At 61.2% G+C, this 15,788-nt stretch carries 19 protein-coding genes; 12 read left to right on the forward strand and 7 right to left on the reverse strand.

Annotated elements, in window-relative coordinates:
• The first annotated feature begins 8 nt into the window (after window positions 1-8).
• Window positions 9-1,763, forward strand: a complete 1,755-nt coding sequence (locus tag ACR0MM_RS05270) for a hypothetical protein (protein ID WP_480694824.1) — start codon at window positions 9-11, stop codon at window positions 1,761-1,763.
• A gap of 69 nt (window positions 1,764-1,832) precedes the next feature.
• On the opposite strand, the gene ACR0MM_RS05275 is transcribed toward ACR0MM_RS05270, so the two are convergent.
• The 6 genes from ACR0MM_RS05275 to nthA form a co-directional block, all read right to left on the reverse strand.
• Window positions 1,833-2,546: a porin family protein gene (locus ACR0MM_RS05275; protein WP_480694826.1), complete on the reverse strand. Its 714-nt coding sequence runs from the start codon at window positions 2,544-2,546 to the stop codon at window positions 1,833-1,835.
• An 86-nt stretch (window positions 2,547-2,632) separates the two neighbouring features.
• A complete protein-coding gene (locus tag ACR0MM_RS05280) occupies window positions 2,633-2,875 on the reverse strand; it encodes a DUF2842 domain-containing protein (protein WP_093962533.1) in 243 nt (80 codons plus the stop codon).
• Window positions 2,875-4,170: an adenylosuccinate synthase gene (locus ACR0MM_RS05285; protein WP_170337852.1), complete on the reverse strand. Its 1,296-nt coding sequence runs from the start codon at window positions 4,168-4,170 to the stop codon at window positions 2,875-2,877. Before ACR0MM_RS05285 ends, ACR0MM_RS05280 begins: the two co-directional genes overlap by 1 nt.
• Before the next feature lie 219 nt (window positions 4,171-4,389).
• The gene (locus tag ACR0MM_RS05290; RefSeq protein ID WP_093962535.1) at window positions 4,390-4,716 is read right to left on the reverse strand and encodes a nitrile hydratase accessory protein; all 327 of its coding nucleotides are present in this window, start codon (window positions 4,714-4,716) and stop codon (window positions 4,390-4,392) included.
• Window positions 4,713-5,390: a nitrile hydratase subunit beta gene (gene nthB, locus ACR0MM_RS05295; protein ID WP_480694829.1), complete on the reverse strand. Its 678-nt coding sequence runs from the start codon at window positions 5,388-5,390 to the stop codon at window positions 4,713-4,715. Before nthB ends, ACR0MM_RS05290 begins: the two co-directional genes overlap by 4 nt.
• Window positions 5,387-6,001 (reverse strand): nitrile hydratase subunit alpha, encoded by a 615-nt coding sequence (gene nthA / locus ACR0MM_RS05300; RefSeq protein ID WP_480694831.1) that lies wholly within the window; start codon window positions 5,999-6,001, stop codon window positions 5,387-5,389. Before nthA ends, nthB begins: the two co-directional genes overlap by 4 nt.
• 150 nt (window positions 6,002-6,151) lie before the next feature.
• Here nthA and secG point away from each other — a divergent pair, with 150 nt between their 5' ends.
• From secG to ACR0MM_RS05350, 10 genes are all read left to right on the forward strand, one after another.
• The gene (secG, locus tag ACR0MM_RS05305) at window positions 6,152-6,517 is read left to right on the forward strand and encodes a preprotein translocase subunit SecG (RefSeq protein ID WP_093962537.1); all 366 of its coding nucleotides are present in this window, start codon (window positions 6,152-6,154) and stop codon (window positions 6,515-6,517) included.
• A gap of 160 nt (window positions 6,518-6,677) precedes the next feature.
• On the forward strand, window positions 6,678-8,321 hold the full coding sequence (locus ACR0MM_RS05310) for a CTP synthase (RefSeq protein WP_093963011.1): 1,644 nt from the start codon (window positions 6,678-6,680) through the stop codon (window positions 8,319-8,321).
• An 80-nt stretch (window positions 8,322-8,401) separates the two neighbouring features.
• Window positions 8,402-8,695, forward strand: a complete 294-nt coding sequence (locus ACR0MM_RS05315; RefSeq protein ID WP_170363112.1) for a DUF1330 domain-containing protein — start codon at window positions 8,402-8,404, stop codon at window positions 8,693-8,695.
• Between the two features lie 39 nt (window positions 8,696-8,734).
• On the forward strand, window positions 8,735-9,184 hold the full coding sequence (locus tag ACR0MM_RS05320; RefSeq protein ID WP_170340012.1) for a tellurite resistance TerB family protein: 450 nt from the start codon (window positions 8,735-8,737) through the stop codon (window positions 9,182-9,184).
• A 20-nt stretch (window positions 9,185-9,204) separates the two neighbouring features.
• Entirely contained in the window at window positions 9,205-9,642 is a 438-nt protein-coding gene (locus ACR0MM_RS05325) for a tellurite resistance TerB family protein (protein ID WP_093962539.1), read from the forward strand.
• A 5-nt stretch (window positions 9,643-9,647) separates the two neighbouring features.
• A complete protein-coding gene (locus ACR0MM_RS05330) occupies window positions 9,648-10,391 on the forward strand; it encodes a phosphate/phosphite/phosphonate ABC transporter substrate-binding protein (RefSeq protein ID WP_480695334.1) in 744 nt (247 codons plus the stop codon).
• A gap of 128 nt (window positions 10,392-10,519) precedes the next feature.
• Complete coding sequence (locus tag ACR0MM_RS05335; protein WP_093962540.1) at window positions 10,520-11,296, forward strand: ABC transporter ATP-binding protein; 777 nt, start codon at window positions 10,520-10,522, stop codon at window positions 11,294-11,296.
• A 32-nt stretch (window positions 11,297-11,328) separates the two neighbouring features.
• Window positions 11,329-12,078 (forward strand): transporter substrate-binding domain-containing protein, encoded by a 750-nt coding sequence (locus tag ACR0MM_RS05340; RefSeq protein WP_093962541.1) that lies wholly within the window; start codon window positions 11,329-11,331, stop codon window positions 12,076-12,078.
• An 80-nt stretch (window positions 12,079-12,158) separates the two neighbouring features.
• Complete coding sequence (locus ACR0MM_RS05345) at window positions 12,159-13,046, forward strand: ABC transporter permease (RefSeq protein WP_170338304.1); 888 nt, start codon at window positions 12,159-12,161, stop codon at window positions 13,044-13,046.
• Entirely contained in the window at window positions 13,043-13,849 is an 807-nt protein-coding gene (locus ACR0MM_RS05350; RefSeq protein WP_170358529.1) for an ABC transporter permease, read from the forward strand. The genes ACR0MM_RS05345 and ACR0MM_RS05350 overlap by 4 nt, the downstream gene beginning before the upstream one ends.
• Window positions 13,850-13,874: 25 nt before the next feature.
• Here ACR0MM_RS05350 and ACR0MM_RS05355 read toward each other — a convergent pair whose 3' ends face one another.
• Window positions 13,875-14,162: a sll1863 family stress response protein gene (locus ACR0MM_RS05355; RefSeq protein WP_170372210.1), complete on the reverse strand. Its 288-nt coding sequence runs from the start codon at window positions 14,160-14,162 to the stop codon at window positions 13,875-13,877.
• 275 nt (window positions 14,163-14,437) lie between these two features.
• Between ACR0MM_RS05355 and ACR0MM_RS05360 the strand changes: the two genes are divergently transcribed.
• Complete coding sequence (locus ACR0MM_RS05360) at window positions 14,438-15,757, forward strand: glutamine synthetase family protein (protein ID WP_170372208.1); 1,320 nt, start codon at window positions 14,438-14,440, stop codon at window positions 15,755-15,757.
• Window positions 15,758-15,788: the final 31 nt, after the last annotated feature.

Genomic DNA, 15,788 nt, shown 5'->3' on the forward strand with positions numbered 1-15,788 from the left:
TGCGTCTGATGGTACAGAACAACAAGGTATTGACCGTTTCCTACGGAACCTTCTCATGCACTTTGGAAGGCTTTGACGATTCCTTTGAGACGATGAAGGCGATTGCCGAATACTTCCGCGATCTTGCCGCGGATGACAGGTATTTCGGCTCCGAGCCTCCTCAACCAGACGCAGAAATGTTGACCCGCATCGCTCAGCGTGACGCTTCGCGCCGTGTGGAAGCCAAGCAGAACGACACCGGACTGCTGCTGCGCGCCACGGACGAAGCCCATGATGCGGCCCCGCAACAACCCGCACCCGCAGCCAGAACACCGGCGCCCGCCAGCCCTGACCTGAGCGTGGTCGACACGGCACCGGCGGCTGGTGCTGCCGCATTCTTTGCCGATGCCGAGCCAGTCGAATCCGCAGCCCCCCAAGGCGCCGACAGCATCGCCGCCAAGCTGCAGCGCATCCGCGCGGTCGTCTCGCATAATGACCAGACGCCCCCCGCCTACAGCGAAGACGAAGACAGCGGCTTTCTGGCCTCGCCCGAGCCCCAGATTGACGCCATCTCGGCCGCATTCGAAGCCGGAGCGCTCAGCCCCGACGATCTGGATGCAACCGAAGAGGTGGCGCAGGAAGATGCTCCGGTAGAAGCTACGCAACAGCCCACGGACCCGTTTGTCGACCTGGCCGAGGAAGAACCTCAGGCCGCGGTCGAATTCGAAGCGGGAGAAGAATTCCAGGCAGCACTGGAAGTCGAAGCGGAGGCTGAAGTTGAAGCGGAGGCTGATGAAGCTGCCGAGGATGCTCAGGAAGTTGAAGCTGATCTGGAAGAGGCTGAGGAAGCCGCAGCGGAAGAAACGTCCGAACACGACCAGGCCGCCAGTGATGAAGAAGCCTCGTCCGAGATTCTCTTCGCGGATCTTGAAGAGGACACCGACTCGGAGCCCGAGGCTGACGACATCCTCAACATTTTGGGTGACCAGCCCGAAGATGCCGATGAGGAAGTCTCTGAACTCGCGGAAGACGGCGTCCTGACCGCCGAAGACGAAGAGAGCATCCTGGGTGAGATCTCCGAAATCGAGGCGGAAATGGATGCGCGCTCGAAGCGCGACGCAAACAAGCCTCAGGACGTGGACTCGGACGTGTTGCGCCTGATGGAGAAGGCCGACGCCCAAATGGATGACCCGGCCACTTCGGACAAGCGGGAAACTTATTCCCACCTGCGCACAGCTGTGGCAGCGACCGAAGCTGAAGGTGGCAAGGCCCGCGATGCGGATGAGGACGAAAACCAGAAATATCGTGGAGACCTGGCCTCGGTCGTCAGCCCCCGTCGTCCGGAAATCCATGTCACCAGCATGCGCCCCGAGTCGGATACGGCCGCGCCGCTCAAGCTGGTGGCCGAGCAGCGCATCGATACGCAGGACGCGGACGCCGGTCCGGTCACCCCGCGCCGCGTGACCGCAGCACAAGACGACGACGCATCCGAAGAAGGCGGCTTTGCCCATTTCGCTCAGGAGCAGGGCGCACAATCCCTGCCCGACCTGCTGGAGGCGGCGGCGGCCTACCTGTCTTTCATCGAAGGTCAGGAGCAGTTCTCGCGTCCGCAGCTGATGAACAAGGTGCGGTCACTCAAGCAGGATGAATTCAACCGCGAAGAAAGCTTGCGTTCGTTCGGCCAGCTTCTGCGCGATGGAAAGATCGAAAAAGCCGGCGGAGGGCGCTTTGCCGCCTCGAACCAGATCGGCTTCCGCCCCGACGACAAGCGCGCCGCGGGCTGACAAGACCCCCCAACTGCCCAAGACAGGCCGGAGATCCTCTCCGGCCTTTTTTGCATTTTACGAAAAAGCTCAGAACTTGAACGCCAACGCGACGTACGGGCCGGTCAGTATGAGATCGATAACGTTGCGGCCGTCCTCAAAATCAACGCTCAGATGACGGTAGCCGGCTGCAACATCGACGGTCTCGGTCCAGCTCCAATTGGCTTGAACGAGGGCTTCCCACTGGAATTTCGACCCATAGCCAAAACCACCGATGTTTCCCATGGCCGCAAGTTTCCACCGCTCATTCAGCGCGCGAGAGTATCGTGCCCCAATGATTGGATCTGTCCAGCTTTGGTCAGTGCTTGCCGTGAAACCGGCCACGGTTGTCGACAGATCAAGATCCCAATGGCGCAGCCCGCCCAGCACCTCAATTCGGGACTGGCTGTCCTCTGCCACCGCGTAGCTGCCCGCGAGCGAGGTCATGATCCCGTCCAGCTCCCAGCTCGCGGCGTTGCTGAATGGTCCGATGGAAACGGTGTCGCCCAGATTCAGATAGTTGAACTCACCTCCGATCGTCCAACGCCCTTTCCGGGCCTCGCCCGCGATCAGGAAAGCACTGTTTAGAATGTCGAAGATGGATTTGCTGCCATCAACCGGAGGGTTCGGCCCAATATCCAGCGAGGTTCTGAAATCCGGCCCCCAGAGGTAAGGGGCAATGACGAATTCCCAATCATCAGCCCAGACGGCACCCGAACTCAGGGTTGAGAGGCTGGTCAATGTGACCAAAACAGCATTTTTCATCAAGGATCCACCTGCCGACTTGTGCTTACCGAAACTGTTTTTCGGACAAGCCTGTCACGTCGGCAGGTTTCTTACAACGGTCTGGTCTACTGCTGATCTTGATCCGGGTCTTCTTTGCCAACGCCACGAAACACAAATTTGAATGGCAGCGCCCACAGAACACCCAAAACCACATAGACCAGCAGTTCGACCAGGATTGATGGTCGGTCCAGCCAGTTCACGATGGTGACCACCGCCACAATGTAAAGCGGCAGCCCCACCAGCAACAGAACCAGTGACCACCGTCTGCGGGCCTTGTAGCTGAGGCCGGGTTTGTCCGCGCCTGCCATCAGTCGGCAAACGGGTCGGTCACAAGGATGGTGTCGTCCCGCTCCGGGCTGGTAGACAGCAGCGCCACCGGGCATTCGATCAGTTCTTCCACCCGGCGGACATATTTGATGGCGTTTGCCGGCAAGTCTGCCCAGCTGCGCGCGCCCTCGGTGGACTCGCTCCAGCCCGGCATTTCTTCATAGATCGGTGTGCACCGCGCCTGCTGATCCGCAGCCGTGGGCAAATAGTCCAAACGCTTGCCGTCCAGTTCGTAAGCGACACAGATTTTCAGTGTCTCGAACCCGTCCAGAACATCGAGCTTGGTCAGAGAGATTCCGTTGACGCCACTTGTGGCGCAGGTTTGTCGCACGAGGCAGGCGTCAAACCAGCCGCAGCGCCGCTTGCGGCCTGTCGTGGTGCCGAATTCATGTCCGCGCTCTCCCAGTCGCTGCCCGTCGGCGTCGTGCAGTTCGGTCGGGAACGGGCCTTCGCCGACACGGGTGGTGTAGGCCTTCACGATACCCAGAACGAAGTCGATCGACCCCGGACCGATCCCCACGCCCGTCGCCGCCTGCCCTGCAATCACGTTCGACGAGGTCACAAACGGATACGTGCCAAAATCGATATCCAGCAATGCACCCTGAGCGCCTTCGAACAGGATGCGCTTGCCAGCTTTGCGCTTTTCATTCAGCACTTTCCAGACGGGAGCTGCAAAAGGCAGGATCTGCGGCGCGATTTCCTTCAATTGGGCGATCAGTGCGTCACGATCCACGGCGTCGATACCCAAACCCTTGCGCAGCGGGTCGTGGTGTTGCAATGCCCTATCGACCCGAGCTTCGAGAGTCGCCTCATCCGCAAGATCGGCCACACGAACCGAGCGGCGACCAACCTTGTCCTCATAGGCCGGGCCGATCCCGCGTCCGGTCGTGCCAATCTTGGTGCCCTTGCTCGCTGCTTCCTCGCGCGCGCGGTCCAACTCGCCGTGGATCGGCAGGATCAAGGGTGTGTTTTCGGCGATCATCAGCGTTTCAGGCGTAATCTCGACGCCTTGCGCACGGATCGTTTCGATCTCTTTCAGCAGATGCCAGGGATCCAGGACAACGCCGTTGCCGATCACGCTCAGCTTGCCACCACGCACCACACCAGACGGCAGTGCATGCAGCTTGTAGACCTCGCCATCGATGACCAGCGTATGCCCGGCGTTGTGCCCGCCCTGAAAACGCGCGATCACGTCTGCCCGCTCGCTGAGCCAGTCGACGATCTTGCCTTTTCCTTCGTCACCCCATTGGGCGCCGACAACAACCACATTGGCCATATCCGGTCCTTTTTGCGCTGAATTACCAAACCCGGCTCATATAGCGGGGCGCAGGCAACAGGGAAACCGGTAATTCGCCGCAGCCACCAATCGCGCCGACGCGCAATGCTGTTGTCGGGGATCATGGCCACCGGACGGAGTCCGCGCCGTTGTTCATCTGACCCAGAAGATACCGGGATAACCCCCCGGAACGGGCAGCAACTGCAAAGTCACCCGGGGTTAAAGGCGTACCGGCATTCCGTGAGGCGTCTTTAGATACGCCTCCTCCCAAGCTGCGCGCATTTCGTGGACTTCTTCGGGCAATGCCGTTTCCTGCTCTGCCAAAACCGACTCGAGCGTTTCGAGCCAGGCCAGGAAATAGTCATCGCCCCCGTCCAGCTCGCGGTTCAGCCCGTGGCGCCGCAAAGTCTCGGAGAACCGGGCGGCCCAATCGGTCCAGGAAATCCGGCCGGCCTCGTTCAACGCCACCGTCACCGCAAACACCTGAGCGTGCCAGGGGTTCTCAAAAACCGGACTTGGGGCATTGTGATCGAGACAGATGCTCATGCGGGTTCCAGATAGCTTTGCCAGAGATCCAGAATCACCTCGTCATCCGGGTGTTCGGGATCGGCCCACAGTTCCGACGCGGGAAAAGCAACGGCATAAAGCGGCTCGGGCGCTTCACCCAGGCCATGCGCGCTGGAGTCCGGAAAGACATGTGTGCCGTGAAACCGCAAAATTCGTCCGGTCGCGCCCGCTCCGTAAGCGGGCAGCCGCGTGTGTCCCCCTTCAACAAGACGATTGGCAGAAGGGCGCAGCGTGCGAACGGTCTGGCCGACCTCAAAAGCGACAGGGGTATTCGACGGGCGATCGGCCGGTCCACCTTTGGCAAGAACTCTGGCCACCGCATCTGCCGGCAGTTTTCGCGGAGCAAGCGGATGTGGCTCGTCAACGCCCTGCCCGCGCAGATCCTCGATCCGCAGAACTCCGGTCTCGACCAAAAGGTCGGCCAGGGCCGAAATCCATTTCTCGTAATAGCTGAACCGGGCATAGTCCTTGGGGGACAGCCTTTCCCGCGCATGGCGCGACGTGTCGATGTTCCATTGGCCCAACGCGCCGGCAGCCAGTGTCACGGCAAGGGCCCGCGCGTTCCAGTCTTCGGCAAAAACCGGCGCGTCTTCAGGCTCGGGACGCACCGGCCCGTCGCCGAAGCGCCCGCCCATATCGTGGACACGGGTCATGCTGGCACCTCCGGCAAACCCGTACCGATCATGCTGTCGCGCGTGACCAGCGCGGCGAGGTCCTCTTCGCTCAGATCGTCAGTGCCTTCCGGGCGCATGGGCAAAACCAGATACCGTATTTCGGCGGTCGAATCCCAGACACGAACTGCGGTACCTTTGGGCAGTTCAACTCCGAACTCAGCCAGGACGCGGCGCGGCTCGCGCACGGCACGTGCGCGGTAAGCGTCAGATTTGTACCAGCCCGGGGGGATGCCCAACAGCGGCCATGGGTAACAGCTGCACAAGGTGCAAACGACCATGTTGTGCGTCTGGGGAGTATTCTCGACCACGACCATATGTTCGCCCTGCCGGCCATAAAACCCCATCTCAGAGAGCACAGGCGTGGCATCGTCCAGCAGGGCGCGATTGAACTCCGGGTCAGACCAGGCTTTGGCGACAACCTTCGCACCGTTCTGCGGACCGATCCGGTTCTGATAGGTGTCGATGATCTCGTCCAGAGCGGCCGGGTCGATCAATCCCTTGCGGGTCAGGATCGTCTCAAGCGCTTTGACGCGCAAAGCGGGGTCCGGGGGCAGCAACGCGTGCGGGTGGTCGTGATCGTCATGTGGCATGGCCGCAGCCTGAGCCAGGCACCGCCGTGTGTCCAGCCCCATTTGGCCTGTTCGGCACAATCCCCGGCGGTGATGGCAACTCGTGGCTTGCCCCCGGCCTCAAACTTGCTTAAGTACCCGGCGATATACGCCACGCCGCACAGGAACACCATGGAAAACGTCGTTCTCATCATCCACCTTCTTTTGGCTTTGGGCCTGATCGCCGTTGTTCTGCTGCAGCGGTCCGAAGGCGGTGGCCTGGGCATGGGTGGCGGCGGCGGTGGCGCCATTGCAGGACGTTCTGCAACGACGGCACTGGCGAAGGTGACCTGGATCCTTGCTGCCTGCTTCATCGTTACCTCGATCACGCTGACGATTCTTGCCGCAGAAAAATCGGCTGGAAGCTCGGTCATCGACCGGCTTGGCGTTCCGGCTCAGGACGCGACCGAAGAGAGCACACCTGCTGTTCCCTCGGCCGAGGACCTGCTGCCGCCGGCGCAGGGCGACAACGCGCCACTGATCCCACAGGCCGACTGATCCACAAAACCTAGAAATCTGAAAGAGAACCACAACAGCATCTTGCGGTTCTCTTGCGCTTTTTGCGCGAATCCTTTATACGTGAAGTCCCGTGATGCTGCGGTTTTTTCGAACCGCCGGGCAGTTGATGTTGACGTCTCACGGGGGCAGCCGAAGAAACATGGCGCGATTTATTTTCATCACTGGTGGTGTTGTTTCATCCTTGGGCAAAGGGCTGGCGTCCGCTGCTCTGGGTTCGCTTCTGCAGGCTCGGGGATACTCGGTTCGGCTGCGCAAGCTGGATCCCTACCTGAATGTCGATCCTGGCACGATGTCGCCGTTCGAACACGGTGAAGTCTTCGTCACCGACGACGGGGCCGAGACCGACCTGGACTTGGGACACTACGAACGCTTCACGGGTGTTGCCGCACGAAAGACCGACTCGGTCAGTTCGGGGCGGATCTATTCGAACGTTTTGGAAAAGGAACGCCGCGGCGACTATCTGGGCAAGACCATTCAGGTGATCCCGCACGTAACCAACGAGATTAAGGACTTCATCGCCATCGGCGAGGATGAGGTCGATTTCATGCTGTGCGAGATCGGCGGCACCGTGGGCGACATCGAAGGCCTGCCCTTCTTTGAAGCCATTCGCCAGTTCAGCCAGGACAAGCCGCGCGGACAGTGCATTTTCATGCACCTGACCCTGTTGCCTTACATCAAGGCCTCTGGCGAGCTGAAGACCAAGCCCACCCAGCACTCGGTCAAGGAACTGCGCTCAATCGGCCTGGCGCCCGACATTCTGGTCTGCCGTTCCGAAGGACCGATCCCGCAGAAAGAGCGCGAAAAGCTGGCCCTGTTCTGCAACGTGCGCCCCGACGCGGTAATCGCCGCGCAGGATCTCTCGACCATTTACGACGCGCCGCTGGCCTATCACCGCGAAGGTCTCGATCAGGCCGTGCTTGACGCATTCCAGATCAGCCCGGCGCCCAAGCCAGACCTGTCGAAGTGGGAAGACGTCAGCGACCGCATCCACAACGCCGAGGGCGAAGTGAAGGTCGCGATCGTCGGAAAGTACACCCAGCTGGAAGACGCCTATAAGTCCATCGCCGAGGCGCTGACCCATGGCGGCATGGCCAATCGCGTCCGGGTCAAGGTTGAGTGGGTCGATGCCGAGATCTTCGATACCGAAGACCCCGGCCCGCATCTGGAAGGGTTCCACGCCATTCTGGTTCCGGGCGGTTTTGGCGAGCGCGGCACCGAAGGCAAGATCAAGGCTGCGCAATATGCCCGCGAACACAAGGTGCCGTATCTAGGCATCTGTCTGGGCATGCAGATGGCAGTGATCGAAGCCGCGCGCAACGTGGCCGGCATTTCCGGAGCGGGATCAGAGGAATTCGACCACGAGGCCGGTAAGAAACGCTTTGAACCGGTGGTCTATCACCTCAAGGAATGGGTTCAGGGCAACGCCAAGATCGAACGCAAGGTTGGTGACGACAAGGGCGGCACCATGCGTCTGGGTGCCTACAACGCGGTTCTGACCGAAGGCTCGAAAGTGGCCGAGGTCTACGGCAGCACCCAGATCGAAGAACGGCACCGCCACCGCTATGAGGTGGACACCAAGTATCGCGAACAGCTTGAGAAAGCAGGCCTGAACTTCTCGGGGATGTCACCCGATGGACGCCTGCCCGAGATCGTCGAATGGTCGGATCACCCGTGGTTCATCGGCGTGCAGTACCACCCGGAACTGAAATCCAAACCTTTCGATCCGCACCCCCTATTCCGCGACTTCGTTCGCGCGGCCAAGGACACGTCACGTCTGGTCTGAGGCGGACTGTACGGCTTGGTCTTGCTTTGCAAAGCGTTCCGGTTCAGTTTGAGCCGGAACGGACAAAAGGAGCAGACCGCGTGAGCAAAGGATACTGGGTGGCTCATGTCGATGTAGACGACATGGAGACCTACAAGACCTACATCGCTGCCAATGGCGAGGCGTTTGCCGAATACGGTGCCCGTTTTCTGGTACGCGGTGGAGATCGGCAGGTGCGGGAAGGCGCAGCGCGGGCGCGAACCGTCGTTATCGAATTTCCCAGCTACGAGGCCGCCCTGGCCTGCTATGAAAGCGACCTGTACCAAAAGGCAAAAGCCTTGCGCGATCCAGTTTCATCCGGTGATCTGGTGATCATCGAAGGGTATGACGCCTAGCACGGACACGGTGACAGAAATACGGATTCCCCAATGCCACTGCTAAAGAACTTCCTGCAGGCTTTGCGCCCTCCTCAGCAGACCACGCTGCCGGACCCTGATGCGGAACTGGCGCTTGGCGCTTTGCTGGTGCGTGTTGCGCAGGCCGACCGCGACTACAAGATCGAGGAAATCAGCCTGATAGACCGCATCCTGGCACGGCTGTACCAGCACAACGCGATCGAAGCCGCCAAGGTCCGCGCCACCTGCGAGAAGTTGCACGCCGCAGCCCCCGACACGGATACCTTCGGCAAACTGATCCGCGAAACGACGGATTTGCATGAACGTCTGGCCGCGATGGAGGCCCTTTGGGAGGTTGTGCTGGCCGACGGCAATTCGGACGAGGGCGAGATCAAGATCGTCGAAGAAGCGCGCATCGCCATGGGCCTCAGCTACAATGACAGCCAAGCCGCGCGCGAACGGGTGCAAAGCCGCTTGGACGCGGGCTGAGTGGCCGCTATATCTAGGCCATGTTCAACGCCTTCCTGTCCCGGCTGACCCAGCCGCAGCCCGACCCACTGACCGATGATGACGCCCGGCTGGCCTTGGCCGCCCTGCTGGTTCGCCTTGCCCGGTCCGATGATGACTATGCCGATACCGAGATGTCGCGCATCGACAAGGTTCTGGCCGAGCGCTACGGCCTGTCCCCGTTCGAGGCCGCAGGGCTGCGCGCCCAGGCCGAAGATCTCGAGGCCGAGGCTCCTGATACCGTCCGCTTTACCCGTGCGATCAAGGATGCGGTGCCGTACGACCATCGCCTCGGCGTTGTTCAGGCGCTGTGGTCGGTGGCGCTGGCCGACGGTCAGCGCTCGCAGGACGAGGACTCGCTGCTGCGGCTGGTCGTCAGCCTTCTGGGCGTCAGCGACGTGGATTCAGCCCTAGCCCGGCAGAAGGCCGCCAAATCGTGACGGCGATGCTGGGCATGTACGACATGCCCGCTTTGCAACCGGCCAACGATCGCTTTTGGAGCTTGATTCGCGCACATTTGGGCGAAGGTCCGAACCATCTGACCCGCGATGGTGATTTCTGGGACATCTGGCAGGATCCGAACCTGACCTTTGCCCAGACCTGCGGTATGCCCTATCGCACGCGCCTGCACGGCAAGGTGCATCTGGTCGGCACTCCAGATTATGACCTGCCGGGGTGTCCGCCGGGACACTACTGCTCGGTTTTAGTAGCCCGCGCCGATGACGCGCGCGATCTGCCTGAACTGGCGGCGGGCATTTTTGCCTATAACGAGGCGCTGTCCCAATCGGGTTGGGCCGCGCCGGTCACGCATCTGTCCGAACTGGGCCTTGCTCCGGCGCGCCTGCTGGAAACCGGTGGACACGCCCTGTCAGCGCAGGCCGTGGCCGATGGACATGCCGATTTCGCATCGCTGGACGCACTTACATGGGTGCTGCTGCAAGAGCATACCGATCTGGGCAAGCGTTTGCGCCCGGTGGAAAGCACACGCCCCACCCCGGCGTTGCCCTACATCACCGCGATCACGCGCGATCCGGCTCCGGTCGCCACCGCGGTTCGCGCCGCGATCTCAGACCTTTCCCCGGCAGATCGCACAGCGCTACACATCCGCGGGTTGATCGACATTGCAGCCGATCTCTACCTTGCCGTTCCCAACCCGCCATCGCCTGCGGCGTTGCTGCCTGAAAGCTGACCAATTTGACCACTGACCGTGGCCGAATCGGAGGTTTCGGGACTTGAACTTGTCATTTGCGCATTGCATTGCTCTTGTTTTTCGGCCCTAGTACCGCACCAACGCAATCAACAACACCAGGACGACCCGTGACAGACAGCACTCCCGTCATCGAGATCAAGAACCTGCACAAAAGCTTTGGCAATCTCGAAGTCCTCAAAGGAGTGGACATCACCGCCCATCGCGGCGACGTGGTGTCGCTGATCGGATCATCCGGGTCGGGCAAATCCACCCTCCTGCGCTGTTGCAACCTGCTGGAAGACAGCCAGGAGGGCGAGATCCTGTTCAAAGGTGAGCCGGTGCGCTGGACGGGAACCCGCGATCACCGCCGGCCCGCCGATCCCAAGCAGGTGCTGCGCATCCGTACCAACCTGTCGATGGTGTTCCAGCAGTTCAACCTTTGGGCTCACATGACCATCCTGCAGAACGTGATGGAAGCCCCGATCACCGTGTTGGGCCGTGACCGGCACGAGGTCGAGGACAGCGCCCGCAAATACCTGGACAAAGTTGGCATCGGCGACAAATGCGACGCCTATCCCGCGCAACTGTCGGGCGGCCAGCAACAGCGCGCCGCGATCGCGCGAGGCCTGTGCATGGAGCCCGAGGCGCTGCTGTTCGACGAGCCGACCTCGGCGCTGGATCCCGAGCTGGAACAGGAAGTGATCAAGGTGATCAAGGATCTGGCCGCCGAAGGCCGCACCATGATCATCGTCACGCACGACATGCAGATGGCCGCCGACATCTCAAGCCACGTGGTGTTTCTGCACCAGGGCCTGATTGAAGAAGAAGGCTCGCCCGAAGATATTTTCACTGCTGCCGAATCCGAAAGGCTTCGGGGCTTTCTCTCCGCCACAAAGGCGGCGTAAAATCAGGACAGAACCAAACAGGGGAGTTACCAATGAAAAACCTGATTCTGACCACTGCAGCGCTGGCGCTTGGCGCTGGTATGGCCATGGCCGACACGGTCCGCATGGGCACCGAGGGCGCCTATCCTCCGTACAACTTCATCAACGACGCCGGCGAGATCGACGGCTTCGAGCGTGAGGTCGGCGACGAGTTGTGCAAACGCGCCCAGCTGGAATGCGAATGGGTCAAGAACGACTGGGATTCGATCATTCCGAACCTGGTCTCGGGCAACTACGACACCATCATCGCGGGCATGTCGATCACGGCCGAGCGTGATGAGGTCATCGACTTCACCCAGGACTACTATCCGCCTACCGCGTCGGCCTATGTCGCAACCTCGGCGGATGCTGACGTGACCGGCGGCGTGGTCGCCGCACAGACCGCCACCATCCAAGCCGGCCACGTGGCCGAGTCGGGCGCAACTCTGGTTGAATTCGCAACGCCCGAAGAAACCATCGCCGCCGTGCGCAACGGTGAGGCTGATGCCGTTCTGGCCGACCGCGACTACCTGGTGCCGCTGGTCGAGGAATCGAATGGCGAACTGGTCTTTGTAGGCGATCCGGTTCCGCTGGGCGGTGGCGTTGGCATGGGCCTGCGCGAAAGCGATGCCGAACTGCGCGGCAAGTTCGATGCCGCCATCACCTCGATGAAAGAGGACGGCACCCTGAACGAGATGCTGAAAAAGTGGTTTGGTGAAGACACCGCCACCTACGCACCTGACGGCTCGGTCGTCACCAACTAAGCATCCGGTCCTGCGGTTCGGCGCCACACGCGCCGAACCCACCCCGGCCCGCGCCGGACCCGACGTTCGAAAGACGCCCCATGTTTTCCTACTGCGCTGATCCTGACACGCTCGGCACGTTCCGCTGGTTTTCATGCTATCTGACCAACGGCGTGCACTGGTCGTTCTACCTGTCGTTCATCAAGGTTCTGGCCTTGCTGGCGGTGACGGCCCCGGTGGCGTTGGCTTTCGGCTTTGCGGGGGCAATGGCGGCGCGGTCGCATTTCCCGCCGCTGGGCTGGCTGGGCAAAGGCTATATCGCCATCGTGCGCGGTGTACCCGACATTGCGTTTTTCCTGTTCTTCGTGATCGCCCTGGACCAGGGGTTTGAGTGGATGCGACATCAGGTGCTGTGTCCCGACTGGACCGATCCGATCCGCCAGGGCAACGATTTCCTCGTCTGCCCCCAGGCCAAGCTGCCGCTGGGCACCGCACCGGAATGGGTGCACGAAACCTACGGCTTTTTCCTGGCCGTCATCACCTTCTCGATCGTGTTTGGTGCCTTCGCCGCCAACGTGCTGTTCGGCGGTATGCGCGCCGTGCCGCTGGCGCAACTTGAAACCGCCGAGGCCTATGGAATGACGCGCCGCCAGACCTTCTGGCGCATTCTCGTGCCGCAGATGTGGGTCTATGCCCTGCCCGGCCTGTCGAACCTGTGGATGGTGCTGATCAAGGCCACGCCCCTGCTGTTCCTGCTGGGGGTCGAAGACATCGTCTATTGGGCGCGCGAGCTGGGCGGCACCAAGACCTCGAAATTCACCGCCTATCCGCATGGCGACTGGCGCATGTGGTACTTCCTGTTCCTGCTGGTTTTCTACCTTGGCATGACCCGCGTTTCCGAGATCGGCCTCGAACGGCTGATGCGCCGCCTGTCGCATGGCCAGGCCACATCTGGCGGAGAGCTGCTGCGCAAGGAGACCACCGCATGAGCTGCCTGCAGACCATCCAGGATTACGGCCTGCGTTCGATCGGGTTTGGCGAGCGCCTGCTGCCGCGCAGCGATTTCACTCTGTGCGAACAGTTCACCCTGATCGGCTCGGGGATGATATGGAACATCTATTTCGGCGTGATGGCGCTGGCCACCGGGTTCTTCCTGGCCACGGCCGTGGCCCTGGGCAAGGCGTCCAGCCGCAAGTGGCTGCGCAAACCGTCCGAGTGGTTCATCTTCATCTTCCGCGGCTCACCACTGTTCATCCAGTTCTTCTTTGCCTACTTCCTGTTCCTGTCGCTCAAGAAGACCTACCCGATGTTCGACGCCTTCACCTCGGCTTGGCTGGGGGCGCTGATCGTGTTGTTCCTGAACACCGCCGCCTATTCGGGCGAGATCTTCTATGGCGCGCTGCGGTCGATCCCCAAGGGAGATATCGAGGCCGCCGATGCCTATGGCATGTCCGGCTGGTCGCGCTTCCGCCGGATCGTGTGGCCCACCATGCTGCGGCTGGCCTGGCCCGCCTACACGAACGAGGCAATTTTCCTGTTCCATGCCACCACGCTGGTCTTCTTCTCGGCCTTTCCGGCCTGGCAGCAACGCGGGGACGCGCTGTACTATGCCAGCTATTTCGCCGACAAGACGTTCAACCCATTCGTCCCCTACCCGATCCTGGCGTTCTATTTCATCCTGCTGACACTGGTGATCGTGGGCGTGTTCGGCCTGATCAACAAGCGGCTGAACCGGCATCTGCCGGTGGCGCGCAAGGCCAAGATGCGGTTCCGCCTGAACTTGGCGCGCTAAGGCGCCAAGCCCTTCAACTGTCGTTTCACTTAAAGCGCGCCATCGCGGAGTCAAAAGCCTCGGACATGTTGTCCCATGCCTTGTCGAATCCGGCTTTCATATCGGCCCAGGCCGCGTCACTGGCCTTGCGCATTTCCTTCAATTCGGCTTCGGCCTTGTCCCGCTGCGCCCGCATCTCTTCCAACTGCTTTTGGTACTGGGTTTTACTGTCCGCCGCGGCTTCGTCGATTTTGGCCTTGGTCTTGTCGATTTCGGCGTTCCACTGGTCCAGCATGGCCTTGGCTTTTTCGACGTAAACATCTCTTTCCGACATCCGAACATTCCTTTCTTGTGAAAACTTTCCTTACTGCGGATCAAAGCGTAACCCAGCCCTCGCGATTCCCACAAATACGCAACCGAGTGTTGATCCGAGCCGGCCGATTGAAGTTGCAAAAAACCGTGCAATGCATGTGCTGGAATGGGTACATATCCTGATGTTTCGTTTATTCCTGCCGCGCCCGAGATTGTCACCCGAATAATTTGATCAAAAATCGTGACAAGGGCAGAAAGCTCGACTAGGTTTGCCGCAGCACAGCTACGGAGCCCCAGATGGACCTTGCCGCCCTGCATACATTTCGCGTCGCCGCCTGTGACCTGAACGGCCAGATGCGCGGCAAACGCGTGCCCCCGTCTTACGCCGACAAGCTGGACAGCGGCGCGGTGCGCATGCCGTTTTCGGCGCTGAACGTCGATCTGTGGGGCGCCGATATCGAGGGCAGCCCGCTGGTGTTCGAAACCGGCGACGCCGATGGCGTGCTGCGCCCGACCGAGCGCGGCCCCGTGCCGATGCCCTGGCTGACCACACCCACGGCGCTGGTGCCCATGTGCCTGTACGACGATCACGGCACACCCTTTGCCGGCGATCCCCGCCATGCGCTGGCCGCGGTCCTGTCGCGCTATGCCCAGCGCGGATGGAAGGTTGTTGCCGCGACCGAACTAGAATTCACCCTGCTTGACTCTTCGGACGCGCAACCAAAACCCCCGCATAACCCGGTTACCGGTCGTCGGCTGCGCGGCGAGGCGGTGTTGTCGATGGCCGAAATGGACGCCTTCGACGCCTTCTTCACCGAGCTCTATGACGGGTGCGCCGAAATGGGGATTCCGGCTCAGACGGCGATTTCCGAAAGCGGCATCGGCCAGTTCGAGATCAATCTGAACCATCAGGACGCCATGCGCTGCGCCGATGATACGTGGCTTTTCAAGGCATTGACCCGTGGGCTGGCCCGCAAGCACGGTTTTACCGCGACCTTCATGGCCAAACCCTATGCCGATGATGCGGGGAACGGAATGCATGTTCACTTCTCGGTGCTGGATGACCAGGGTCGCAACGTCTTTGACAATGGCGGGCGTGAAGGGACCGAAATCCTGCGCTCTGCCGTCGCCGGCTGTCTGGCCGCCATGCCAGGCAGCACGCTGATCTTTGCTCCGCATGGCAATTCGTACACGCGGCTCGTGCCCGGAGCCCATGCCCCCACAGGCGCGGCTTGGGCCTATGAGAACCGGACCGCCGCGATCCGCATTCCGGGCGGTGCGCCCGCCGCCCGCCGGATCGAGCACCGCGTGGCCGGCGGCGACATCAACCCCTATCTGATGCTGGCCGCGGTTCTGGGCGCGGCTCTGATCGGCATCGAGGACGGCCTTCAACCCCCGCCCCCGATCACGGGAAATGCCTACGAGATCGAAGGGCTTCCGCAATTGGCAGGGGACTGGGATTCGGCCATTTCGGCATTCGAGACGGACCCGATCATCGCGCGCATCTTCTCCGGGGATCTGATCCGCAACATGGTGATGACGAAAAGGCAGGAATCCGCACGCTTTGCCGACATGGACCCCGACAGTCACTGGTTGAGCTACCTGGAGTCCGTATGATCCTCTTGCCCGTGGATCGAGACTCGGGTAG

Source organism: Ruegeria sp. BC6, from assembly GCF_056539185.1.

Bases quoted from the DNA above. Each gene is read 5' to 3' on its own strand.
- ACR0MM_RS05270 (WP_480694824.1), top strand. From the start codon at position 9: ATGGTACAGAACAACAAGGTATTGACCGTTTCCTACGGAACCTTCTCA.
- ACR0MM_RS05275 (WP_480694826.1), bottom strand. From the start codon at position 2,546: ATGAAAAATGCTGTTTTGGTCACATTGACCAGCCTCTCAACCCTGAGT.
- ACR0MM_RS05280 (WP_093962533.1), bottom strand. From the start codon at position 2,875: ATGGCAGGCGCGGACAAACCCGGCCTCAGCTACAAGGCCCGCAGACGG.
- ACR0MM_RS05285 (WP_170337852.1), bottom strand. From the start codon at position 4,170: ATGGCCAATGTGGTTGTTGTCGGCGCCCAATGGGGTGACGAAGGAAAA.
- ACR0MM_RS05290 (WP_093962535.1), bottom strand. From the start codon at position 4,716: ATGAGCATCTGTCTCGATCACAATGCCCCAAGTCCGGTTTTTGAGAAC.
- nthB (WP_480694829.1), bottom strand. From the start codon at position 5,390: ATGACCCGTGTCCACGATATGGGCGGGCGCTTCGGCGACGGGCCGGTG.
- nthA (WP_480694831.1), bottom strand. From the start codon at position 6,001: ATGCCACATGACGATCACGACCACCCGCACGCGTTGCTGCCCCCGGAC.
- secG (WP_093962537.1), top strand. From the start codon at position 6,152: ATGGAAAACGTCGTTCTCATCATCCACCTTCTTTTGGCTTTGGGCCTG.
- ACR0MM_RS05310 (WP_093963011.1), top strand. From the start codon at position 6,678: ATGGCGCGATTTATTTTCATCACTGGTGGTGTTGTTTCATCCTTGGGC.
- ACR0MM_RS05325 (WP_093962539.1), top strand. From the start codon at position 9,205: ATGTTCAACGCCTTCCTGTCCCGGCTGACCCAGCCGCAGCCCGACCCA.
- ACR0MM_RS05330 (WP_480695334.1), top strand. From the start codon at position 9,648: ATGCTGGGCATGTACGACATGCCCGCTTTGCAACCGGCCAACGATCGC.
- ACR0MM_RS05340 (WP_093962541.1), top strand. From the start codon at position 11,329: ATGAAAAACCTGATTCTGACCACTGCAGCGCTGGCGCTTGGCGCTGGT.
- ACR0MM_RS05345 (WP_170338304.1), top strand. From the start codon at position 12,159: ATGTTTTCCTACTGCGCTGATCCTGACACGCTCGGCACGTTCCGCTGG.
- ACR0MM_RS05350 (WP_170358529.1), top strand. From the start codon at position 13,043: ATGAGCTGCCTGCAGACCATCCAGGATTACGGCCTGCGTTCGATCGGG.
- ACR0MM_RS05355 (WP_170372210.1), bottom strand. From the start codon at position 14,162: ATGTCGGAAAGAGATGTTTACGTCGAAAAAGCCAAGGCCATGCTGGAC.
- ACR0MM_RS05360 (WP_170372208.1), top strand. From the start codon at position 14,438: ATGGACCTTGCCGCCCTGCATACATTTCGCGTCGCCGCCTGTGACCTG.